Source organism: Candidatus Paceibacterota bacterium (assembly GCA_041661305.1).
Lineage (GTDB): Bacteria > Patescibacteriota > Minisyncoccia > Phycocordibacterales > VMEP01 > VMEP01.
Map to the genome: position 1 here is coordinate 270,641 of JBAZUR010000001.1, position 19,762 is coordinate 290,402.

At 40.9% G+C, this 19,762-nt stretch carries 30 protein-coding genes and 1 tRNA gene; 16 read left to right on the forward strand and 15 right to left on the reverse strand.

What is annotated here, in order from left to right; genetic code table 11:
• The first annotated feature begins 11 nt into the window (after positions 1–11).
• The 3 genes from def (at position 12) to WC724_01630 (ending at position 2,063) form a co-directional block, all read left to right on the forward strand.
• Entirely contained in the window at positions 12–572 is a 561-nt protein-coding gene (def, locus tag WC724_01620) for a peptide deformylase (protein ID MFA6077698.1), read from the forward strand.
• On the forward strand, positions 556–1,425 hold the full coding sequence (fmt, locus tag WC724_01625) for a methionyl-tRNA formyltransferase (protein MFA6077699.1): 870 nt from the start codon (positions 556–558) through the stop codon (positions 1,423–1,425). The genes def and fmt overlap by 17 nt, the downstream gene beginning before the upstream one ends.
• A 194-nt stretch (positions 1,426–1,619) precedes the next feature.
• On the forward strand, positions 1,620–2,063 hold the full coding sequence (locus WC724_01630; GenBank protein MFA6077700.1) for a hypothetical protein: 444 nt from the start codon (positions 1,620–1,622) through the stop codon (positions 2,061–2,063).
• A 66-nt stretch (positions 2,064–2,129) separates the two neighbouring features.
• Here the strand turns inward: WC724_01630 and WC724_01635 are convergent, their stop codons facing one another.
• From WC724_01635 to WC724_01650, 4 genes are read right to left on the reverse strand one after another with little or no spacing between them, the layout of a single operon-like run.
• The gene (locus WC724_01635; GenBank protein MFA6077701.1) at positions 2,130–2,807 is read right to left on the reverse strand and encodes a peptidylprolyl isomerase; all 678 of its coding nucleotides are present in this window, start codon (positions 2,805–2,807) and stop codon (positions 2,130–2,132) included.
• A 10-nt stretch (positions 2,808–2,817) separates the two neighbouring features.
• Positions 2,818–3,216 carry a ribosome-associated translation inhibitor RaiA gene (gene raiA, locus WC724_01640; protein ID MFA6077702.1) on the reverse strand — a complete coding sequence of 133 codons (399 nt, stop codon included), beginning with the start codon at positions 3,214–3,216 and terminating at the stop codon, positions 2,818–2,820.
• A gap of 58 nt (positions 3,217–3,274) precedes the next feature.
• Complete coding sequence (locus tag WC724_01645; GenBank protein ID MFA6077703.1) at positions 3,275–3,496, reverse strand: DUF167 domain-containing protein; 222 nt, start codon at positions 3,494–3,496, stop codon at positions 3,275–3,277.
• Positions 3,497–3,504: 8 nt separating this feature from the next.
• Positions 3,505–3,930, reverse strand: coding sequence for an HIT domain-containing protein (locus WC724_01650; GenBank protein MFA6077704.1), 426 nt, complete (start codon positions 3,928–3,930; stop codon positions 3,505–3,507).
• Between the two features lie 134 nt (positions 3,931–4,064).
• Between WC724_01650 and WC724_01655 the strand changes: the two genes are divergently transcribed.
• The 5 genes from WC724_01655 to WC724_01675 all read left to right on the forward strand — a co-directional run bounded on the left by WC724_01655 (position 4,065) and on the right by WC724_01675 (position 6,678).
• Positions 4,065–4,136 (forward strand) — tRNA-Asn (locus tag WC724_01655).
• Positions 4,137–4,569: 433 nt separating this feature from the next.
• The gene (locus WC724_01660; protein MFA6077705.1) at positions 4,570–5,070 is read left to right on the forward strand and encodes a GerMN domain-containing protein; all 501 of its coding nucleotides are present in this window, start codon (positions 4,570–4,572) and stop codon (positions 5,068–5,070) included.
• Positions 5,071–5,139: 69 nt separating this feature from the next.
• Positions 5,140–5,307, forward strand: a complete 168-nt coding sequence (locus tag WC724_01665) for a hypothetical protein (protein MFA6077706.1) — start codon at positions 5,140–5,142, stop codon at positions 5,305–5,307.
• A 137-nt stretch (positions 5,308–5,444) separates the two neighbouring features.
• Positions 5,445–5,945 carry a hypothetical protein gene (locus tag WC724_01670; GenBank protein ID MFA6077707.1) on the forward strand — a complete coding sequence of 167 codons (501 nt, stop codon included), beginning with the start codon at positions 5,445–5,447 and terminating at the stop codon, positions 5,943–5,945.
• An 82-nt stretch (positions 5,946–6,027) separates the two neighbouring features.
• Positions 6,028–6,678: a GGDEF domain-containing protein gene (locus tag WC724_01675; GenBank protein ID MFA6077708.1), complete on the forward strand. Its 651-nt coding sequence runs from the start codon at positions 6,028–6,030 to the stop codon at positions 6,676–6,678.
• Here WC724_01675 and WC724_01680 read toward each other — a convergent pair.
• Positions 6,658–7,416: a hypothetical protein gene (locus WC724_01680; GenBank protein MFA6077709.1), complete on the reverse strand. Its 759-nt coding sequence runs from the start codon at positions 7,414–7,416 to the stop codon at positions 6,658–6,660. The genes WC724_01675 and WC724_01680 overlap by 21 nt on opposite strands.
• 4 nt (positions 7,417–7,420) lie before the next feature.
• Positions 7,421–7,831 carry an SET domain-containing protein-lysine N-methyltransferase gene (locus tag WC724_01685; protein MFA6077710.1) on the reverse strand — a complete coding sequence of 137 codons (411 nt, stop codon included), beginning with the start codon at positions 7,829–7,831 and terminating at the stop codon, positions 7,421–7,423.
• A gap of 67 nt (positions 7,832–7,898) precedes the next feature.
• Here WC724_01685 and WC724_01690 point away from each other — a divergent pair, with 67 nt between their 5' ends.
• Both WC724_01690 and WC724_01695 read left to right on the forward strand, forming a co-directional pair.
• Positions 7,899–8,261, forward strand: coding sequence for a diacylglycerol kinase family protein (locus tag WC724_01690; protein ID MFA6077711.1), 363 nt, complete (start codon positions 7,899–7,901; stop codon positions 8,259–8,261).
• A gap of 47 nt (positions 8,262–8,308) precedes the next feature.
• Positions 8,309–9,049: a pseudouridine synthase gene (locus WC724_01695; protein MFA6077712.1), complete on the forward strand. Its 741-nt coding sequence runs from the start codon at positions 8,309–8,311 to the stop codon at positions 9,047–9,049.
• Here the strand turns inward: WC724_01695 and dinB are convergent.
• Together dinB and WC724_01705 are read right to left on the reverse strand one after the other, a co-directional pair.
• Complete coding sequence (gene dinB / locus WC724_01700; protein MFA6077713.1) at positions 9,041–10,150, reverse strand: DNA polymerase IV; 1,110 nt, start codon at positions 10,148–10,150, stop codon at positions 9,041–9,043. The two genes, WC724_01695 and dinB, sit on opposite strands and share 9 nt — an antisense overlap.
• Positions 10,151–10,227: 77 nt before the next feature.
• Complete coding sequence (locus WC724_01705) at positions 10,228–10,440, reverse strand: DUF378 domain-containing protein (protein ID MFA6077714.1); 213 nt, start codon at positions 10,438–10,440, stop codon at positions 10,228–10,230.
• A gap of 270 nt (positions 10,441–10,710) precedes the next feature.
• Between WC724_01705 and WC724_01710 the strand changes: the two genes are divergently transcribed.
• The 3 genes from WC724_01710 to WC724_01720 all read left to right on the forward strand — a co-directional run bounded on the left by WC724_01710 (position 10,711) and on the right by WC724_01720 (position 12,630).
• Positions 10,711–10,989: an RNA-binding protein gene (locus WC724_01710; protein MFA6077715.1), complete on the forward strand. Its 279-nt coding sequence runs from the start codon at positions 10,711–10,713 to the stop codon at positions 10,987–10,989.
• 263 nt (positions 10,990–11,252) lie between these two features.
• Complete coding sequence (locus WC724_01715) at positions 11,253–11,876, forward strand: hypothetical protein (GenBank protein ID MFA6077716.1); 624 nt, start codon at positions 11,253–11,255, stop codon at positions 11,874–11,876.
• A gap of 40 nt (positions 11,877–11,916) precedes the next feature.
• Positions 11,917–12,630: a thioredoxin domain-containing protein gene (locus tag WC724_01720; protein MFA6077717.1), complete on the forward strand. Its 714-nt coding sequence runs from the start codon at positions 11,917–11,919 to the stop codon at positions 12,628–12,630.
• Positions 12,631–12,678: 48 nt separating this feature from the next.
• Here WC724_01720 and WC724_01725 read toward each other — a convergent pair whose 3' ends face one another.
• The 4 genes from WC724_01725 to WC724_01740 are packed head-to-tail and all read right to left on the reverse strand — an operon-like array spanning position 12,679 to position 15,306.
• A complete protein-coding gene (locus WC724_01725; GenBank protein ID MFA6077718.1) occupies positions 12,679–12,972 on the reverse strand; it encodes a metal-sulfur cluster assembly factor in 294 nt (97 codons plus the stop codon).
• A 1-nt stretch (position 12,973) separates the two neighbouring features.
• On the reverse strand, positions 12,974–13,705 hold the full coding sequence (gene sufC / locus WC724_01730) for a Fe-S cluster assembly ATPase SufC (protein MFA6077719.1): 732 nt from the start codon (positions 13,703–13,705) through the stop codon (positions 12,974–12,976).
• Complete coding sequence (locus WC724_01735; GenBank protein MFA6077720.1) at positions 13,695–14,081, reverse strand: iron-sulfur cluster assembly scaffold protein; 387 nt, start codon at positions 14,079–14,081, stop codon at positions 13,695–13,697. Before WC724_01735 ends, sufC begins: the two co-directional genes overlap by 11 nt.
• A gap of 1 nt (position 14,082) precedes the next feature.
• Positions 14,083–15,306, reverse strand: coding sequence for a SufS family cysteine desulfurase (locus WC724_01740; GenBank protein ID MFA6077721.1), 1,224 nt, complete (start codon positions 15,304–15,306; stop codon positions 14,083–14,085).
• A gap of 110 nt (positions 15,307–15,416) precedes the next feature.
• Between WC724_01740 and WC724_01745 the strand changes: the two genes are divergently transcribed.
• Positions 15,417–15,635, forward strand: a complete 219-nt coding sequence (locus WC724_01745) for a hypothetical protein (protein ID MFA6077722.1) — start codon at positions 15,417–15,419, stop codon at positions 15,633–15,635.
• A gap of 45 nt (positions 15,636–15,680) precedes the next feature.
• Here WC724_01745 and WC724_01750 read toward each other — a convergent pair whose 3' ends face one another.
• Both WC724_01750 and sufB read right to left on the reverse strand, forming a co-directional pair.
• Positions 15,681–16,364, reverse strand: coding sequence for a SufD family Fe-S cluster assembly protein (locus WC724_01750; protein MFA6077723.1), 684 nt, complete (start codon positions 16,362–16,364; stop codon positions 15,681–15,683).
• Positions 16,365–16,368: 4 nt separating this feature from the next.
• A complete protein-coding gene (gene sufB, locus WC724_01755) occupies positions 16,369–17,718 on the reverse strand; it encodes a Fe-S cluster assembly protein SufB (GenBank protein MFA6077724.1) in 1,350 nt (449 codons plus the stop codon).
• 74 nt (positions 17,719–17,792) lie between these two features.
• Between sufB and WC724_01760 the strand changes: the two genes are divergently transcribed.
• Both WC724_01760 and WC724_01765 read left to right on the forward strand, forming a co-directional pair.
• Complete coding sequence (locus WC724_01760) at positions 17,793–18,035, forward strand: hypothetical protein (protein ID MFA6077725.1); 243 nt, start codon at positions 17,793–17,795, stop codon at positions 18,033–18,035.
• A gap of 124 nt (positions 18,036–18,159) precedes the next feature.
• Positions 18,160–18,402 (forward strand): hypothetical protein, encoded by a 243-nt coding sequence (locus WC724_01765; protein MFA6077726.1) that lies wholly within the window; start codon positions 18,160–18,162, stop codon positions 18,400–18,402.
• An 85-nt stretch (positions 18,403–18,487) separates the two neighbouring features.
• Here the strand turns inward: WC724_01765 and WC724_01770 are convergent, their stop codons facing one another.
• Positions 18,488–19,744, reverse strand: a complete 1,257-nt coding sequence (locus WC724_01770; protein MFA6077727.1) for a sigma-70 family RNA polymerase sigma factor — start codon at positions 19,742–19,744, stop codon at positions 18,488–18,490.
• Positions 19,745–19,762 lie beyond the last annotated feature (18 nt).

Below are 19,762 nucleotides of genomic sequence, written 5' to 3' on the forward strand. Positions count from 1 at the left end.
ATAATTAACAAATGCCTAAAAAGATAGTCCAAAACGGTGAGCCGGTCCTTCGTTCACTGGCTAAGGTCGTTCCACCCGCCGAAATTGACTCTAAAAAAATAAAGCGGGTAATAGCAGACATGAAAGTGGCTTTATCTAAGGAGCCTGACGGCGTTGCTATAGCTGCCCCTCAAATTGGAGAATCCTTTCGTATTTTCGTCGTTGCTGGGCGCGTTTTTGCTCTTCGCACCAACGAAGAAGACCCCGAGAAAATTATGGATCAAAAACTTTACCCCGATAAAGCCTTCATCAACCCACAAATAATTAAGCGTTCAAAAAAAGAGCGTGAGCTTCTAGAGGGATGTCTCTCTGTGCGTCACATCTACGGCAAAATAAAGCGTAGCGAAAAAGCGACAGTGAAGGCACAGGATGAAGATGGAAAAGTTTTTACTCAAACAGGTAGTGGACTACTCGCCGAAATATTCCAACACGAAATTGACCATCTCGACGGAATTCTTTTTATAGACAAAGCAAAAGAACTAAGAGAGCTACATCCCGAAGACGAGGAGGGCTACAATGAAAACAATGAATAATATTCCGTTTGTATTTTTTGGAACACCAGAATTTGCGGTGTCCATTTTAGAAGAACTCAAAAACGCCAAAATTGTGCCTTCTCTTATTGTCACGGCCCCCGACAAACCAAAAGGCCGTGGACTTATCCTCACCCCACCACCTGTAAAGATTTGGGCACAAGCGCACAACATCCCAGCTGTACAACCAGCAAAACTCGACAATGACTTTACTAATAAACTAAAAAATAGTTCCTACAATCTGTTCGTCGTTGCCGCTTATGGGAAAATAATTCCTAAAACAATTTTGGATATTCCAACTAATGGAACACTCAACGTCCATCCATCACTCCTACCAAAATATAGAGGTGCCTCCCCTATTCAATCCCAAATACTTGCTGATGAAAAAGAAGTTGGGATCACAATCATGCTCATCGACGAAGAAATGGATCACGGCCCAATATTAGATATTAAAAAAATAGGAACTGAAGAAAGCACAACAGCTCCAGAACTAGAAAATCTTTTAGCTCACGAGGGAGGGAAACTTCTTTCTGTTGTTATTCCAAAATGGATTGCAGGGGAAATAAAACCAAAGGAACAAAACCACAACGAAGCAACCTTCACAAAAAAAATAACAAAAGAAAATGGTTTAATTGTTTTGTCTGACGACCAACACAAAAATTATTTAAAATACAGAGCTTTAACACCGTGGCCGGGCGCTTATTTTTTTGCAACAAAAAATGGAAAAAAATTAAGGGTATCTATTAAAAAAGCTGAACTAATTGAAGGTAAACTAGTAGTAAAACAAGTTGTTCCAGAAGGTGGAAAAGTAATGAACTTTGATGATTTCTTGCGCGGAGACGTTGTGATAGAATAGAAATTGGCAAGGCAGTTCCTATCAACAAAACAGCAGGAGATTAAAAAATGAAAGCGACCGGAGCCGGGGTAAGACCGGGCCAAGGCAGTGCTCAAGCACCACTCGAGGTAGCGCCAACGCGGAAAGGACCGCGCCCGCCACAAATCGTTGTGGTCGCAAGAGTTCCAGGTGAGCTGAAGTCAGAAGGTGTCCGTATGGTTGGAGCCTACCAACCACTCCTTCTCGATAACGCAAACCAAGAGCATGGTGGCGACGCATTTCGTCTTTTTTGTACAAGTGCTTCCTATAAGGTTGAGGACGAGGTCGAAATCTCGGGACAAGTCCGGATCCTCACCGCAAACGGAAGCAACGGCACCGCAGCTGAGATTATTGGGATCCAGATTTCTGGCTTCCTCAAGACGCTCGGCAAAGCAGTGGCCAAAATGCCGGGAAAGGAAACTGACCTAGCGACAAACGGCGAGCCACTACCTGTTCCCCGGGGGATTTTACCGGGAGAGTTGATTGCACTAATTCACGAAATGAACGCAGTCGTCGTCGGCAAAAAAGAATCCGAACTACTTTTGGCTCTTGCGAAAAGCGACCTGGGGAAAACCCGCCTGGACATACGGAAGGATGTCCTCGAATATCCCCCGCAATAGCCGGTTCCCTTCAAGGAAACCAGAAGCCCGCGTTCACGCGGGCTTTTCTAATGGGTCAGATTTTTATTATCGAATTTCTATCGACTGAATAATCACTGGCTCAACTGGTCTATCGCTCGTCTCGGTCTTAACGCTTTCAATCTTTAGAGCTACTTCAATTCCAGAAGTAACGTGACCAAAGACAGCATAGCTAGGTGGAAGTGGTGCCTCTGGTTGCGCCGTCACGATAAAAAACTGACTACCGTTTGTATTTGGGCCGGCATTGGCCATTGCAACAGTCCCTGTTGGATATTTTTCTTGACCAGTAAGTTCATCGTTGAATTTGTAACCAGGGCCACCGGTTCCCCATCTTTCTTTAATACTATCGTCTTTAGAAAACGGATCTCCAGTCTGAATCATAAACCCTTTAATAACGCGATGAAACTTAATTCCATCATAGAATTTTTCTAGTGCCAATTTTGTAAAATTTGCCACCGTGTTTGGTGCTTGGTAATCAAACTCAAATGCTATTGAACCGTAGTTCGTGTTAATTATTGCCTGTGTTGCCTTAGTATTGTCCATATTATTTTCCGTAGAATTATTGATAACCTGGTTTGTGGAGCCCGGCACGGGAATTTGTGTTTCTGTGGTGTTTGTTTTTTCGCTAGAAACAGTACTCTTTATCGATCCATAATAAACAGCTGTGCCAATGCCAGCTATTAAAACAAGCAAACCACCCCAAACAGCAAGAGTCTCTTTATCCATATTTAAATAATTATTTTCTAAATCTTTTAATTTTCCCGAATTGCTCCCCAAAACCACGCATCACGTCTTTCACTAACGCCTGCCCTCGACGAAGTAGCTTCCTTCTTCGGCTACGGTGTGAGTTCACTTCACTAATAATTTCGTCCTTCACCGCGTCGATTGCTGAATACAAATCAGACTCCTCAGCAACAGCGTAAAAATCCCCACCGGCAATATGCAAATTTATTTCCGCAAAGAAAATATCTCCTTGCTGATGGTGTTTTGTTTTTACACCCACCTCAATAGACACCACGGCGCTTTCATCATTTTTATCAACAACTTTTTCTAAACTAGAAAGCTTCTTCTGCACATACTCCGCGATGGCAGGAGTTAAGTCTGTGTTTGTAGCTTTAATTGTGTTTATTTTCATGTGATTAAAAATGATTAATTATTCACTTATTATAACAAAATAACCCAACTACTAAAAACTAGATATCAACCCTAAATATTTTACTGGGGCTTCTATGGCCTGAAACAAGGCGAACCTTGCCTTTAGCTACTTCAAAATGATACGCCACGAGCTCCAAAACTCGATTGTTGGCTAAATTGCGCTCAGCTGGTTCACGCACAGAAGCGTTGAAGTGGTCTTCGCTTTTTTTTACAAAAGATTCCTTTTTGGCACCTGGAATTACTTTGACTTTACAGTACATTAATTAAATTAAAGCACAGCTGAAATTTCCCTAAGAACGTCCTCAATCTCAGAATCGGACATAACTGCTCTTTCGTTGCCATTGTGGTCTAGATCGCCAATTCTCACTTCTGGAATAACATGATTGTGAAGGTGTGGAATTGATTTAGATGTATTGTCTCCTTCCCTCTCTAAAACGGACATATTTTTATATCCAAGTTTTTTAAAAATCTTAAGCGCTTCTTCCTGTAAAAAATCCATATCTAAAATCTCCTTTTCAGAGAGACCAAGAATTATTTCTTCGTGCCTAAATGGCACAACCAATAAATGGTGTTTATGATATGGCGCCAGCGCATAGGTTAAGTAAGCGGTTTCTGTTTTTAAAATGTGACGCCCATTCCCGTTGTCGCAAAATGGACATTTGTCTAAATTCTGAAGAAAATCTTTGTATAACATGAAAAATAGTATACCTCACGAAAGATAATGAATAAACTTTTCATTTTTCTATTTTTTTGATAGCATACTAGCCACATTCCGGAGTAGTTGAAATGCGAATAAATAGAGCATTTCTACCACTCCGCATAATATATTCCGGAGTAGCTCAGCGGTAGAGCGGTCGCCTGTTAAGCGATTGGTCACAGGTTCGAATCCTGTCTCCGGAGTTGCCAAAAGTAAGACGCCCCAAAAGGGCGTTTTTACTTTTGTTGCAACTCCGAGAGAGCAAGTGGCTTAAGCCACTTGCGTGCAGGATTCGAAAGCCGGAGCGCGACGGCGCGAGGCGGGGTCGCAGAATTTTTCAGCAGAAAAATATCTGTGACCGGACTGTCTCCGGAGCATTAAAAACAAAGCCGCCCTTCGTGGGCGTTTTTTGTTTTTAACTACTTGGTGCGGGATTCAAACCGAAGGCGCCTAAAAATAAGGAGTGGAACGACTATATTTTTAGTGCGTTTCGAGGCTTTGCGAGAGGCGAATCCCGTCTTATTTATCCGTGGCCGAATCCAGTTCTCCGGAAATATTCTAAATCTTTGCTTTAGGTAGCCAACTTTTTTAACCTAAATATGGTCCCAAATTTTGGTATACTTCATATAAGAATCTATGAATAAATATTTAATAGCAGTCCTCAGTATTTTCCTTCTTGTTATAACAACTTGGTACTTTTTCGCATCACGTCCTTCGACCCCCTCTATCTCGATAGAGTCTGGCAAATCCATTAAGCTATATTTTTATAACCCAACTCTAGACCAGGGTCCTGGTGGCGTACAATGCAGTAAAAACGGACTCGTAGCTGTTCAGCGGGTCATTCCGGAAACAACGACTCCCCTCGCGGACACAATAAAGCTTCTTCTCCGTGGTGAAATTTCCGATAAGGAGCGGGCATCGGGAATTGAAAGTGAGTTCCCGCTTCCAGATGTCACACTTAAAAGTGCAACTATTACCAATGGAGTTGCCACACTCGTATTCGACGACCCGCAAAACAAAACAGGCGGTGGTTCTTGTCGGGTTGCCATTTTGTGGGCACAAATTGAGGCAACGACAAAACAATTTCCAACAGTTAACAACGTTCGCTTCATACCCGAAGAATTGTTTCAACCATAAAACTGTCTATCCTGTCTCAGCATCAACCCCTCTTAACTAATCGGAAGTAATTACGGTATTATTCTTATCATGAATAAAATTAAAGTAATGTATTCTACTCTCGCAATATTATTTGGTGCATTTATGTTTGTTTTTGGCGAAATCGATGATAGCCCAGGCGCACAACTACTCGGGGTCATATTATTTGTAGCTGGTATCTTAATTGCCGTAAAAAATAGGAGAAAAAATTCTAACTAGCCTACATAATACAAAATATAAATATCCCTTTATGGGGATTTTCATATTAATCGACAATGGTTTTACTTCGTGATATAAAAACAACCAGTAAGCACTCTGTCCCAGCACATTCCACCACAAATTAGGAGGATCTCGCGATGCGTTTTACACAAGGGTGTACGCGCTTGGTCATCCTCACGGAGACCATCGCGATCAAAATTGCTTTGCCATTTCGGCCATTTATTCCTTTTATAATCGTCATCCAGGCAATTTTAAGAGGTGACCTCAAGAGAAAACTGGAAAAACATAACGGAAACCTGCTTAAGGTACTGGTTCGCTGTATGACCATTGCTGGTATTGACGCAAATCGTCGTGAGATGCGGATTTCCACAATGTACCCAGAATACCCAATTGCTCGCGTACTTCGCTCTTATCTTTGGGGTTTTGTAATCGTTATGACCAAAGGAGAGCAGATTGCGGAATCTCTTGAGCCTTGGGTTATCAACCAACTGTCGCTTCCCGACCATCTCCAGAAATCTGATCTGTTCAAGAATGACAACACTTGTTGTATCGACGGGAGGTTCCACTTCGTTGATTACGGCGATCCATCCGCTGACGAAGTCCTACCTTTACTCTTCGGCACCCGGAGCACCAACTAGAGCCATTTCGCGCAAGCAAGTGGCTCTGTTTTTTTTCATTTTTATCCGCACTAAAACTGACTATGATATAGTTATCAAAATTATGATTAAAAAACTAGAAAAAGACTTGAGTGTTAAACAACTGGAGGCAGAGATAGCCAGACTGAAAAATCTTGTCTATCGTGACGAGCTTACCGGAATGTTGAATAGACGTGGTTTCAACGAAGAAGCTGGTAAGGTTTTCAAATACATGTATTCAAAACATGGACTAAGTCTAAATCGACAAGGTGACACACTCCCCTTCAGTATTGTTTTTATAGACATAGATGATTTTAAGAAAGTAAACGATAAGTATGGGCACGATGAGGGAGACAAGGTTCTAAAACACACAGCAAAGATAATGGGTCGTGTTTTGAGAGAAAATGACATCTATGCACGATGGGGTGGCGAAGAATTTGTTGTTGCATTACCTCAAGCAAACAAAAAAACAGCAGTTAAGGTTGCCGAAAAATTATGTAATGCGTTTGCAGATTCAAAAATAAAACTCGGCGGGAAGCCTGTACAAGTAACAATGAGTGTTGGCATTGTTATGCATAGCAACGAAATAAACCTTCACCAAATGATAGAGAAAGCAGACCAGGCTATGTACAAAGCTAAAAAAAGAGGAAAAAATCAAGTTGTTACTTTCACCCACGGAGAGGAGGAAGGTAATTATTTCTTAAAATTATTACACCTAGTTAAGGGTCGAGGTTAAACCCTGTATCTCCCACTCACCAACCTTCGTTCTTTTAATTGAGTACGCCAAAGCTGGTACGCCCAATTTTTTACCTAAATCATGGGCAAATTGCCTAACATAAAAACCAGAAGAAACTTTTAACTCCACTTCAAATAACTTAAAATCTATTTCTCCACTATTGAGTGACATCTCCCATCTTTCTTTAATTTCCTTTTGTCTAAAATCGCCTAGAACCAAATCAGCCAAAAAAAGAGCGTTTTCTAAAACATCTTTCCCTGTAATTTTCTTATGGGATATTATTTCTGCACCACATAACGAAACTTCGTGCTCTGGGATTTCCACAATCTCTCCTTTTCTGCTTAGTTCGTGTAGCTGAACACCACCCACTGTCTTTGACGAAAACGCTGGATATTTCTGAGTAAACTTACCAACAAAATAACTCACTGACTCGGTAAATTTTTTCAGAGTAATTTCTTTTGCCCCAACTTCTGTGACCAAGCCGAGTAAATCGTGCGTATCGGTTGAAGCGCCACATAATATTTCTACTGTGTATGTTTTATCTAAACCTAGATATTTTTCTCTATTTTTATTTTCTTCGCCAATAAGCACCAACATCAATCCTTCTGCAAGCGGGTCAAGCCTTCCCGCATAAGAAAGAGTTTCGTTTGCAAGCTCTGACTTCTCTTCACGTAAACGACTTAAAGCTTGAAGAGGTGTCTCCCCTCTCTTTTTATAAATAGCCAGAACTGAATCCATTTTTTTATTTGTGGCACTTTATACACTTACACCCTCTAGGTTTTATGTATGCATCAAAATACTCAGTGTCATAATCATAGTTTAATTCTTCTCCAGCCTTAATATTCTTTTTAGCCAAAATATACGCACCACCTCTCCATATTTCTAATTCACAATTTGGACGACAAGAATGATTTATATAACGAGCTGTATTTGTTTTCGCGCTACCGTCAATAGTTATTTTAGAATTTATCTCAAGTAAATATTTTCCCCGACTATAGATCTTTTCTCTTTCGGAAATCTCTCGGCCAACATATTGAATAATACACGCTCCTTTTTTTATCGGATCAAGAGTAAAAAGCCCAATTCCCGTCTTTGAGCGCTTGGTTATGAGATTATATTCACCAGGTGTAAATTTTCCTTTTCTCACAGGCATATGTATAACACGTAAATTACAATTTTCAAAAAAATTAATGGTTTTATAGTATAATTACAAAACAAAAATGAATCATAAATTAGCAAAAAGTTTTACTTACGCAATAAACGGACTGAGAACCTGTTGGAATGATGAGGCTAATTTTAAAATTGAAGTTTTCTTGGGGCTTCTTTCTATAATCACTGCGTTTTTTCTCCAAATTAAAACAATTGAGTTTGCGGTAGTTTTTATTACTATCACCATAGTCTTAGCTGTCGAAATATTAAACACGGCTTTTGAGGAGCTCTGCGATAAATTGCGTCCAGAAAACGACCCTTATGTAGCGAAGATAAAAGACCTCGCGGCAGCGGCGGTGCTCATTTCCTCAATGGGAGCTGTCGCAATTGGAATATTTATTTTTGGACCATACATTCTTGGCTTAAATCTTTAGTCCTAGCGGAGACCGTGCTGTTCTGATAGAAATACCAGTGAATATACATGATTACTAAAAAGTACTACAAAAAGAAGGCAAAAAAGCCACTCCCTAAGTCGGTAAAAAACCCCGACCTTATTCGTATTAATAAGTACATAAGAGACAAGGGGCTAGCCTCTCGAAAAGAAGCCGACAAGCTGATAGAAAAAGGTTTTGTCTTGGTCAATGGTAAACGAGCCGAAATGGGTATGCTAGTTGGAGCAAAAGACAAAGTAACCCTCAAGGAAAGCGGAGCGCAGAAAAAAACCTGCCTTGCCTATTACAAACCACGTGGACTGGCGACACAAACATCAACCGACGCCCCTTCGGTTATCGATGAGTGGCAAAAGAAAGGGCTATTTCCCGTCGGTCGCCTTGATAAAGAATCAGAAGGCTTACTCCTCCTAACAGACGACGGGCGTATCACAACCTCAATTCTTGGAGCTGACTCAAAGCTAGACAAAGAATACACTGTTAAGGTTCGCGAAAAATTACGCCCGGGAATAATTGCTATTTTTGCAAAAGGAATGGAAACCAAAACATTTGGAAAACTCCTTCCCGCAAAAGCGAGAATCTTGGACGAACACGTTCTTTCAATCACAATCCACGAAGGAAAGCGTCACCAAATTAGAATCATGCTCGACGAGTTAAATTACACAGTCACATCCCTAAAGCGTATTCGTATCGGTAAAATTTCTCTTGGAGCCTTGCGTCCCAACAACACTCGAGCATTGCGTGATTCTGAAATTGAAGAACTCCTAAAATAGATGGTCTTCAACAATTTTACTTTCTAGTTTTTCCGCTCGCACTCCAAGTAGCCTTATTTTCTTTTTTTGCGGATTTTCCTGCCTATCAAGAAAAGGAATCACTAGAGCAAGAATTGTTTGTTCAAGCTCTCTTGCTGTCTTAAAGATTTTCTTCGAAGTGAAAGAGCGTGTCTTTGTTTCAAAATCAGCAAACCTCACAGTCAGTACAACGGTACGGAAACCAACAAACCCCTCTAATTTAATTTTCTCAAACACATCAACACAAAGTGTGTTGATTTTTTTCATAACAAATTTCAAATCGAGTGTATCAATCTCGAATGTCTCTTGCTCACCGCACGACTTCGCAATATCTGGCTCAGAAACAACATCGGAGTCGTCAACGCCGAGTAATTTCTGAAAAAGGTCGCTCCCCCATTTGCCGAACATTGAAACTAGCTTATCTTCCGAGAGTAAACGAGCCTCTTTGATGGTTTTAATTTTATTCGCACTAAAAACATCTAACGTTTTTGGACCAACTCCAGAAATTACTGAAACTGATTTGCTAGCCAAAAAATCTGCAGACTGCTCTGGCAAAACCACGGTTAAGCCGTCGGGCTTCTCTTCTTGTGCAGCAATCTTAGAGAGCATCTTATTTGAAGCAATGCCAACAGAACAGGTAAGCCCCTCCTCTCTCTTTATCTCATCTTTTATTTTTTGAACAATTTTCTCAGCCTTCTTAAAACTACCGGCCATTGAAATATCAAAATATGCCTCGTCAATGCTTGCCTCTTCCACTAATGGCGTATATTTTCTCAAAATCGCCATAACTCTATGAGAACTTTCAACATACTTATGAAATGCTGGTGTGATAAACACCACCCCCTGGTCCCCTCTTTTTTTTGCTTCTTCGGAAAATCGCCATGCTTTTGATATTGGCAAAGCTGAATGAATTCCATATCTCCTCGCTTCATAGCTTGCTGTTGAAACAACACCTCGTCCGCTTCCACCTTTTGGGTCAGCACCAATAACAATCGGCATTCCTTTCAAATATGGTTTATCGCGCACTTCAACAGAAGCGAAGAAGGCATCCATATCAAGGTGGGCAATAATACGCTCGTTCATTTGGATATAGATTTTAGCACTACTAAAACAAAAACAACCGCTTGTGCGGTTGTTTTTGCAATACCGCGCGGTATTGCCTACATTCCCATTCCGTCTCCTTCGCTACACATTTTGCAGTTACCACGGTGTGTGACCAATTCATACACAGCGGCCAAACCGACCAAAATGTAAACAACTTGAGCTACTGTCGAACCAAGCAATTCCACAACATTATAACCAAACGCTACAAGCAACCAATTCAAACCTCCCACGACGAGAAGGATGAAGGAAGCCATGTGGAGCCATTTCATATGTATTTAGTTGTTACTTAAAACTTGTAATATCGACGCTTACTAATATTGTAGTACTCACACAAAAGCGCGCCAGCAAGTAATGCACAGGTAGTAAAATTGTCATAACCTGAAAACTAGTGGGGTTGACTTTTCGTCAGCATTCTGCTAGTATATTTTCATTGTAGGTTTTCTCGTGCTGTCTCTCGCAAAAGAACGTTAGTTCGGAACCGAAGCTACTCGAGATCTAGTCGCCTCACAATTGTTATTAATTAGAGACTGGATAGTTTTATGGCAAAGAAATTGTATGTCGGAGGTATTCCTTATACTTCTACAGCCGATGCTTTGAAGAATTTCTTCCAAGCTGCTGGCCCGGTTGCATCGTCAACCATTATTACTGATAAGATGACCGGCCGCTCACGCGGATTTGGATTCGTCGAAATGGAGAACGACGCTGACGCAGATCGCGCAGTTGAACAGTTCCATGGAAAAGAATTCGAAGGACGAACTCTTACAGTTAATGAGGCTAAGCCCCGCGAGGAAGGAGCCAATCGAGAGCGCCGCTTCTAATACTTAAATGTATGCAAAAAACTCCGCATTATGCGGAGTTTTTTGTTGCTTAAAAATAAAACAAAATTCGTATATTTAACAATAGTTTGTTTATTTTTTTATTTTTCCCTTAAAAAACGCGCATATCCGCCTGCTGGCGGATTGCTATGCTCGTATCGCCATACTGCGCAATGTTTTTTAAGGGAAAAATCTAGAGTTTTTAAGAAAAAAATTATACGTGTTTTAAAAAAGCAAAAATAAAAAATTGTTGATATAATTCACCTATGAATAAAAAGGTACTTACCGGAGCAGAAAAGAAAATATTTCAAAAATTAAATACCCCACAGAAGATTCAGGATTTTATAAACAAAATACCAAATAATTTTGAGACTGGGGGCGAAACCTGCCAATCGCCAAGACGCGTGCTAAAAAGCCGTCGGGCACATTGTATTGAAGGGGCACTACTTGCAGGCGCAATACTTAATTTTCATGGACGACCTGCACTCGTTGCCCATATGCACACAACCAGGGAAGACCAAGACCACGTCATAGCGATATTCAAAGAGGGCGACCGTTTTGGCGCAATAAGCAAATCAAACCACCTTGTCCTGCGATATCGAGATCCTGTATACCTTAATATTCGCGAACTTATGATGTCCTATTTTCATGAGTACTGGGGATTAAAAACTGGGCGTAAAAACTTACGCTCATACACCGAACCAATTGATATTATAAAGAAGTTTGGCGAATCTTGGATTATAGAAGAGAAAGAACTTTGGAATATAAATGATTTTATCTTCCACACACCACACAAAGAGATGGTTCCTAAAAATATTCTAAGAAAATTACGAGATGCAGACAAATTTGAAACACAAAATATAAGTAAAACTATAGAGTGGAAAAAATGATTGTGCTATGATGTATCTCAATTAGTAATTTTCAAAAAAAATGGAACATAAAAAAGAAAAAATTGAGTTATCAATACCTGGTGCCATCGTCTTAGCTGGTGTCATAATTGCGGGGGCTATTATCTTTAGTAATTCCTACAAATCTTCAGCGAACGAAGGGGTTAATTTGGGTCAAAACGCAGTTAATCCTGGGGCTCAACTTAAAGCTGTTCCTCCGATAGATGGAGATCATGTAAAGGGTGATCTTTCAAAAGCAGAAATTGTGCTTATTGAATATTCCGACCTTGAGTGTCCATTTTGTAAGCGCTTCCAGCCAACAGCAACACAAATTGTTGAACAATACGGAGGTAAGGTTGCTTTGATTTATCGCCATTTCCCCTTAGACGCTCTACACAAAAAAGCACGAAAAGAAGCTGAAGCTTCTGAGTGTGCAGCGGAGCAAGGTGGTGACGTTGCGTTTTTCAAATACATTGAGCGCTTATATGAAATAACACCAGCAAATGATGGTTTGGATCAAGCAGAACTTCCTAAAATTGCTGAAACTATAGGTCTTGATGTTGCTAAATTTAATGCTTGTCTTTCAAGTGGTAAATTCGCCACACTGGTTGAGGAGCAATTCCAGAGTGGAGTAAAAGCTGGCGTCACTGGAACCCCAACATCTTTTGTTCTAAACAAAAAAGGAATACAGGAATCAATTGTTGGTGCACAACCGATAGAAACAATCAAACAAACAATCGACAGATTGCTTAAGTAAAAAAATTCAAACAACAAAAAACCAAGGGCGTTCCTTGGTTTTTTTTGTTTAGCTACTTAACCCCATCATTGTTTTCAATTCTTCAGATGGTTGCCATGCCGGCTCAAAAGTAATCTCCACGCGAGCTTCCCCGCTCTTTAGTGAATTAATCGCATTTTCTACAGACGCAATTAGCTCATCCGCAAAAGGACACATCGGTGATGTTAGTGTCATTAAAACCTCAACCGCCTCTTCGTCTATTTTTATTTCATAAATAAGTCCTAAGGTCCAAACATCAATTCCAAGCTCTGGATCTTTAACTGTCTTTAGTTTTTCGATAACCTGTTCTTTTGTAATTTGCATACTATTCAAATCCTTTCTCTTTAAGTTCTTTGATAATTTCAACTCCACCAGAGCGAACAATCTTCCCCTCCTTCATAACATAAACCATGCTTGGTGTTATATATTCCAAAATATTTGGATGGTGAGTCACCAAAAGAAAACCTGTCCCTTTTTCGGCAAGTGTTTTTATCGCACTGAAAACTTTCTTCATTGAGTCCATATCAACCCCTGAATCAATCTCATCAAGTAAGGCTATGCTTGGATTTAAAACAGCGAGCTGAAGCATTTCGCTTAATTTTTTTTCACCACCAGAAAGACCTTTGTTTACCGAGCGTTTCAAAAATTCTTCAGGAACACCAATCTCTCGCGCAGTGTTCACCGCTTCTTTGTAAAAATCGAGGGTATTTTTTTCTTCACCAACTAAATCTTTTCTAGCTTGATAGAGAAAACTAGCCAACGGAACACCAGAGATTTCTGGCAAATGTTGCATTGAAAGAAACAAACCTTGTTTGGCTTTTTTCTCTGGGTTGAAGGCGGTTATATCCTCTCCGTTTAGGTTGATACTTCCAGCAGTTATTTCGTATTTAGGATGACCCATAACAGCATTGAGAACACTTGATTTACCGGAACCGTTCGGACCCATGAGTACTGCAATATCCCCTCCGCCAACTGAGATTGAGATGTCTGTTGCAACAACCTTGCCTTCCCTTGTCGCAACGCTTAGGTCTTTTATTTCTAGATTTTTACTTACCATATTTTGTAATACCGTCTGATAATGCCTCATATGCCAAAAGAGCGCAACGAGTTCGCGTGTGACTTATCTGCACACCCAAAAGAGAGTACATAACGCCAGGGGCAAGAAGTTTTGCTTCGGAAAGTTTCATCCCCTTAAGCTTCTCTGTAAAAAGAGATGCGCCAGCCAAACTTATTGCACAACCGTCACCTTGGAACTTCACCTCTTCAATTGTTTCCCCGTCATCCCCTAAGCGAACAGAAAAAATAAGGTTATCTCCGCAATTAGCATTTTTCCCAACACCTGCAAATGTAGCGTCAGAAAGAGCGCCACGATTATGTGGGTGGCGATAATGCTCCATTATATTTTCTCGGTAAAGTTCTTCTTCGAAGCTCATGTTATTTTTTGAAAAATTCCTGCGCTTTTTTAACGCTCGCTATTAAGGCGTCTATATCTTCCTTTGTATTATAAAGATAAATGCTCGCTCGCACAGTCGCAGGCACCCCGAGAGCTCGCACAAAAGGTAAAGCACAGTGATGCCCACCACGTACCGCAACGTTGTCTCTACTCAAAAATTCAATTACGTCGTGTGGGTGAATATCCAAAAGAGTAAAAGAAACTGTCCCAACATTCTCCTTTACATTTCTCTCGGAAAAAATATTAACCCCAGAAATTTCTCCAAGTTTCTCAATTAAATAAGAAGTTAATTCTTCTGTATGTGTTTTTATATTCTCAACCCCAACTTCTGTTAAATACTTCACAGCCTCAGCCATACCAATAGCTCCAGAAATATTTGGTGTCCCCGCTTCAAACTTTTCAGGACTTGAGACGAATTGCGCCTCGCTCAAATTCACATCAGTGACAATTCCACCACCAAAAAATGACGGGGTTAACTTCTCCCCAAGTTCACTTTTTAGATAAAGGGCGCCAATTCCTGTTGGTCCGCACATTTTGTGTCCTGAGAAAAACAAAGCGTCACAATCAAGCTCTTTTACAGAAACGGGCATGTGCCCAACAGCTGCAGTAGCGTCAACAACAACCAATGCTCCAACTTTGTGGGCGATATCAGCGATGCGCCGAACGTCGTTCACGACACCAGTTATGTTGCTTGCTAGTGTAATTCCAACAATTTTTGTCTTCTCCGTAATAAGCGCTTCTGCCGATTTATAATCAAGCTTAAAATTCTCATTAATATTTATATATTTCAAATTAAGTTTCTGGCGCTTTGCAAGTTCTTGTAGCGGCAGAAGCATTGCGTGATGCTCCATAATAGAAACAACAATCTCGTCGCCTTCTTTTAAGTCGAGAGATTGCTCGAGCGTGTACGCCAACATATTTGCTGACCCTGTTGCACCAGCGGTAAAAATAATTTCATTTTTATTGGCGCCAATAAACTTGGCAACAATTTCGCGCGCGCTTTCATATGACTCACTAGCCTTCTCGCTAAGAGCGTATGCGCCACGATGAACATTACTCCTAAAACCACGGTAGTATTCATCCATTGCAGAAATTACACACTCTGGAGTTTGTGAGGATGCGGCTGAGTCTAGATAGTGCAAAGTTGCCCCGTCCGGGGTTTCAAAAATTGGAAAATTCTCTTTTATTTTCTTCACATCAAACATAAATATCGGGCAATTATGACATATTTTGTTGTTGTTGACAACTCACTCATATTGCGGTTAAATCAGTGAAGTTCGCTAGTCCTATCAACAAAACAGAGGAGTTCTCGTTAATGGAAAAACATTTCGTCGCATACGTCATCAGCCGTCACGGCCAACAGCCGTATGCAGTTAACAGGATGATCTATCGCAAATCGCGTATTGTCATCCAGTCGATGGCCGATGTCAAAAAACTGGAAAAAGAACTGTACGAATCCCACTTCAGGGGGCACAAGAAATACGCCGGCGACTGCTGTACTCTCGTCTCTATCCAGCCGATGCCAATCAAATAACGGCCTTAACGGCCGACACACCAAAAGCCCCCAACTCGGGGGCTTTTATAATACTTCTAAAAATCCAGAGACTAAAAGTTCTTGCGCTTTGTTTTCTTCTAGCCCGCGAGACATCGGATAAAAAAGTTCATCACCTGAAATATCTTTTATTGAGAGTGAGTGTGAACATCGAACATCGTTACTTGCAATATCAAGGGATGGAATAGCGTCCACTCGCGCTTCGGGAGACAAGATTAAAAATGAAGCCGATTCTTCCCCCACCGCTTTCACTTCTTTTGCCATCGCAATATCACTCCTATATATGACGTGCGCTGTGTCTTTAAGCACACCCTTCACTTCAATTTTTGAAACAGTTTCGGAAGCTTCGTGGTAAACCTTGTGATAGACATCAACTTCTGAATCGCCAGATAAATCATAACGGCTCGTTATCGAAGCGCTTGCGCCACGACCCGCCAAAATAATATGAATGTCATTTTTTCCTTTTGCTTTCCCTTCACACGATTCACGATATTCAAACGTTGCTCCTTCCTCTACGTGAACAACAATAAGTCTTGATTTAGACAAATCATTTTCCAAAACTTTTCTTTCTCCCTGAGCAACTTCAATCACCTCTCCACCTTTTTGAACAATAGACAAAAATTCCTCCGAAAAAGAAGATGCGATTTTGAGTCCATATTTAAAAGCATTCGGACCGGCATAAGTATATAAAATTTCTTTAGTATTTTTCATATCTTTATCCAACACTACCTTCCATCTCAAGCTCAATCAACTTATTTAGTTCAATTGCGTATTCAAGTGGCATGGCTTTAACAATTGGCTCTAGAAACCCACCAACAATAAGGCGCTCCGCTTCCCTTTCGGAAAATCCACGTGAGCGGAGATAAAAAACTTCATCATCACCAAGCCGTCCAACCTTTGCTTCGTGAGAAATATTAACCCTCTTGTTATCGTTCTTTGTAGACGGGTAAGTATTTGAAACTGATTTGTCGTCTAAAATTAAAGCATCGCAAACAACAGAAGAGACTGCTCCAGTTGCTCGCTTTCCTATTTGTACAAAACCGCGATAAGTAGAGATGCCACCATCTTTAGAAACTGATTTTGAGCGAATTGTAGAAACAGTATCCGGCGCCAAGTGTAGAGCTTTTGCTCCAGTGTCCTGATTCTGCCCTTCCCCCGCGAGAACTATCCCTAAACTATCGGCCTTGGCTCCACGCCCCAAAAGTACTGACGATGGATAAAGCATAGTCACACAAGAACCCATATTGCCGTTGACCCACTGCATCTCACCATCTTCATAAACCATCGCCTTCTTTGTATTCAAGTTGTAGGTATTACGTGACCAATTTTCAATACTTAGATATTTTACTTTCGCTCCTTTCAGCACAAAAACCTCCACACAACCAGCATGAAGTGACGAGGATGTATATCGTGGCGCAGAACATCCTTCAATATATTCAATCTCCGAACCTTCATCAGCAATAATTAGAGTGTGTTCAAACTGCCCCGATGACGAGCGATTCATTCTAAAATAAGCTTGCAATGGCAATCCAACTTTTACCCCTTTAGGAACGTAAATAAAAGTGCCACCACTCCAAGCTGCGCCATGTAGCATTGTGAATTTGTGGTCAGAGGATGGAACGCAGTCGGTCATAAAATATTTTTCCACAAGCTCTGGATATTTTTGCACTGCCACATCCATGTTTTCAAAAATTACTCCTTTATCGGCGAGTGACTTTTGCAAATTGTGATAAACAATTCCTGAGTCGTATTGTGCACCCACTCCACCTAAATATTCTCTTTCTGCCTTTGGAATACCAAGTTTTTCGAAAGTATCCGTGATTTCTTTTGGAAGCTCTTTCCAGTCTGTTTTCTCTTCAACGGCTGGATCAACATAGTAGACCAAGTCGTCCAAATTGAGCTGAGAGAGCGACGGCCCCCAGTCTGGTATCTTTGTCTTCTCCCACAGAGAAAAGGCCTCCAAGCGCTTTTTTAGCATCCAGGCGGGTTCTTTTTTGCTCTCTGAAATATGGCGCACCAAAGACTCAGAAAGACCCATATTTACTGTTTTCTCCTCTATTGACATAGAGATGAATTATATTGTAATATCACGCCAGTTGCAAATCCAATTAAATTTAAACAAAAAAGAGGAGGGTTGCCGTGAGTGCTGACTTCAACGCAAATGCCATACTGAAAGGCAACGAAGACTTCGTCGCTTTTCTCCATGAACGTGCAAGGTGGGAAAACATCCCCGCAACCTGCGACAAGAAGTGGCTTGCAGGTTTTTGGCAAAATAACAGGGGTTTGCTTTCACACCTCTTCGTTATGGAAACCGGCAAGGTGCTCTTCGTTCCAAACGATACTGCTTTCTTCCAGCAAGCCGCCGAAGCCTATCAAGGCTAGCTCTCTTCCGTCCCAACCAAAAACCCCGCATCACGCGGGGCTTTTTAACATATTAACGTTTTCGAAAAACATGATAGTATCAACGCAGTTGCAACTTTAACTCAACCAATCACCGGAGGGCGAAATGAACACCAGTGAAATCAAAAAGGACGCAATTAAGGGCAATGAAGAATTTGTTGCGTTCTTGCACCAACACGCGAAACAGGCGAAAATTCCCAGCAGTTGCGACAAGGCATGGCTGGCGAGTGTATGGCAACGAAACAAGGTTGTTTTCATGTTTCATTTCGCTGTACAAAAAGGGGAATCAGGCTCAACCCCGCCCACTGATGAATTTCTCAGGCAGGCCGCCGAAGCCTATCAAGGCTAGTTCTCTTCCGTCCCAACCAAAAACCCCGCATCGCGCGGGGCTTTTTAATTTTCTAAAAGCTATCTGCCTAAAAACTAAAAGCTTCTTAATAATTTCTTAACCTATCTGCCTTCTCGTGTTGGCGGATTTTTTCGTGTACTTTAGCTTCAATCTGGCGAATACGTTCACGTGTCACACCGAACTCCTGTCCCACCTCTTCAAGTGTATGCATTACTCCATCAACAAGACCATGTCTCATTTCAAGAATTTTTCTTTCCTTTGGAGAAAGATCATTTAAAATTTCTTTAACCTGATCAGAAAGAATACGGCGCGAAGATTCCTGCGCTGGAGAAAGAATAGTCTCATCAGCAATAAATTCACCGAGAGTTGATTTGTCTTCATCATCACCGATTGGTTTTTCAAGGGAGACTGTATCTTGATTGATATTTTCAATCATGTGGATTTTTTCTACATCGATTCCCATTTCAGTTGCAATCTCTTCTGGTAATGGGTCACGTCCCAAATCTTGAGACAAACGTCGTGATACTTGTTTGTATTTAGCGATTGTTTCCACCATGTGCACAGGAATACGAATTGTTCTTGATTGATCAGCAAGAGCGCGTGTAATAGCCTGGCGAATCCACCATGTTGCATAGGTTGAAAACTTAAATCCTTTGGTCCAATCGAACTTATCAACCGCTTTATGTAAACCAAGATTTCCTTCCTGAATAAGATCGAGGAGTGTTAAGTCTGAGCTACGTCCAACGAATTTCTTTGCAATAGAAACAACGAGGCGAAGGTTGGCGCGCCAGAGCAAATCTCTCGCTTCTTTATCCCCTTTTTCAATACGGCGGGCATACTCCTTTTCCTCATTTGCAGAAAGAAGCGGGTATTGTCCAATCTCTCTAAGATACATTTGAATAGCGTCGTACGAAGATGATTCACGGCCATAACCTCTTTTCTCTAAAATCTCTTTGGCATCAACATCAAGTAAATTTCCACCCTCAAGAACGTCTATGCCAGCACTACCAAAGCGTTCGTAAAGTTCATCCAAAAATAAAATATTATTTTCAACGTTTGGGAATTCTTTTAAAATTTCATCATAGGTGATGAAACCACGCTTTTTACCCTTAGCGATAAGGATATCTGCTTTATCAACCAACAAATCATGCTTTGTTTTCTTTACTGGTTTTGCTGGTTTAGCCGGCTTCTTAGCCTTCACAGGTTTTTTTACAGCCACTTTCTTTACCTTCTTTGCAGGTACTTTCTTTTTTGGAGCAACCTTTTTAGCCACCTTTTTCTTAGCTGGTTTCTTCACCTTTTTTGGTGCTACTTTTGTTTTTTTGGCTTTTGCTTTTGGCATATTTTTAAAATTATAAAA

Excerpts from the sequence above, each read along its gene's own strand:
- def (MFA6077698.1), top strand. The coding sequence starts at position 12 with ATGCCTAAAAAGATAGTCCAAAACGGTGAGCCGGTCCTTCGTTCACTG.
- fmt (MFA6077699.1), top strand. The coding sequence starts at position 556 with ATGAAAACAATGAATAATATTCCGTTTGTATTTTTTGGAACACCAGAA.
- WC724_01630 (MFA6077700.1), top strand. The coding sequence starts at position 1,620 with ATGGTTGGAGCCTACCAACCACTCCTTCTCGATAACGCAAACCAAGAG.
- WC724_01635 (MFA6077701.1), bottom strand. The coding sequence starts at position 2,807 with ATGGATAAAGAGACTCTTGCTGTTTGGGGTGGTTTGCTTGTTTTAATA.
- raiA (MFA6077702.1), bottom strand. The coding sequence starts at position 3,216 with ATGAAAATAAACACAATTAAAGCTACAAACACAGACTTAACTCCTGCC.
- WC724_01645 (MFA6077703.1), bottom strand. The coding sequence starts at position 3,496 with ATGTACTGTAAAGTCAAAGTAATTCCAGGTGCCAAAAAGGAATCTTTT.
- WC724_01650 (MFA6077704.1), bottom strand. The coding sequence starts at position 3,930 with ATGTTATACAAAGATTTTCTTCAGAATTTAGACAAATGTCCATTTTGC.
- WC724_01660 (MFA6077705.1), top strand. The coding sequence starts at position 4,570 with ATGAATAAATATTTAATAGCAGTCCTCAGTATTTTCCTTCTTGTTATA.
- WC724_01665 (MFA6077706.1), top strand. The coding sequence starts at position 5,140 with ATGAATAAAATTAAAGTAATGTATTCTACTCTCGCAATATTATTTGGT.
- WC724_01670 (MFA6077707.1), top strand. The coding sequence starts at position 5,445 with ATGCGTTTTACACAAGGGTGTACGCGCTTGGTCATCCTCACGGAGACC.
- WC724_01675 (MFA6077708.1), top strand. The coding sequence starts at position 6,028 with ATGATTAAAAAACTAGAAAAAGACTTGAGTGTTAAACAACTGGAGGCA.
- WC724_01680 (MFA6077709.1), bottom strand. The coding sequence starts at position 7,416 with ATGGATTCAGTTCTGGCTATTTATAAAAAGAGAGGGGAGACACCTCTT.
- WC724_01685 (MFA6077710.1), bottom strand. The coding sequence starts at position 7,831 with ATGCCTGTGAGAAAAGGAAAATTTACACCTGGTGAATATAATCTCATA.
- WC724_01690 (MFA6077711.1), top strand. The coding sequence starts at position 7,899 with ATGAATCATAAATTAGCAAAAAGTTTTACTTACGCAATAAACGGACTG.
- WC724_01695 (MFA6077712.1), top strand. The coding sequence starts at position 8,309 with ATGATTACTAAAAAGTACTACAAAAAGAAGGCAAAAAAGCCACTCCCT.
- dinB (MFA6077713.1), bottom strand. The coding sequence starts at position 10,150 with ATGAACGAGCGTATTATTGCCCACCTTGATATGGATGCCTTCTTCGCT.
- WC724_01705 (MFA6077714.1), bottom strand. The coding sequence starts at position 10,440 with ATGAAATGGCTCCACATGGCTTCCTTCATCCTTCTCGTCGTGGGAGGT.
- WC724_01710 (MFA6077715.1), top strand. The coding sequence starts at position 10,711 with ATGGCAAAGAAATTGTATGTCGGAGGTATTCCTTATACTTCTACAGCC.
- WC724_01715 (MFA6077716.1), top strand. The coding sequence starts at position 11,253 with ATGAATAAAAAGGTACTTACCGGAGCAGAAAAGAAAATATTTCAAAAA.
- WC724_01720 (MFA6077717.1), top strand. The coding sequence starts at position 11,917 with ATGGAACATAAAAAAGAAAAAATTGAGTTATCAATACCTGGTGCCATC.
- WC724_01725 (MFA6077718.1), bottom strand. The coding sequence starts at position 12,972 with ATGCAAATTACAAAAGAACAGGTTATCGAAAAACTAAAGACAGTTAAA.
- sufC (MFA6077719.1), bottom strand. The coding sequence starts at position 13,705 with ATGGTAAGTAAAAATCTAGAAATAAAAGACCTAAGCGTTGCGACAAGG.
- WC724_01735 (MFA6077720.1), bottom strand. The coding sequence starts at position 14,081 with ATGAGCTTCGAAGAAGAACTTTACCGAGAAAATATAATGGAGCATTAT.
- WC724_01740 (MFA6077721.1), bottom strand. The coding sequence starts at position 15,306 with ATGTTTGATGTGAAGAAAATAAAAGAGAATTTTCCAATTTTTGAAACC.
- WC724_01745 (MFA6077722.1), top strand. The coding sequence starts at position 15,417 with ATGGAAAAACATTTCGTCGCATACGTCATCAGCCGTCACGGCCAACAG.
- WC724_01750 (MFA6077723.1), bottom strand. The coding sequence starts at position 16,364 with ATGAAAAATACTAAAGAAATTTTATATACTTATGCCGGTCCGAATGCT.
- sufB (MFA6077724.1), bottom strand. The coding sequence starts at position 17,718 with ATGTCAATAGAGGAGAAAACAGTAAATATGGGTCTTTCTGAGTCTTTG.
- WC724_01765 (MFA6077726.1), top strand. The coding sequence starts at position 18,160 with ATGAACACCAGTGAAATCAAAAAGGACGCAATTAAGGGCAATGAAGAA.
- WC724_01770 (MFA6077727.1), bottom strand. The coding sequence starts at position 19,744 with ATGCCAAAAGCAAAAGCCAAAAAAACAAAAGTAGCACCAAAAAAGGTG.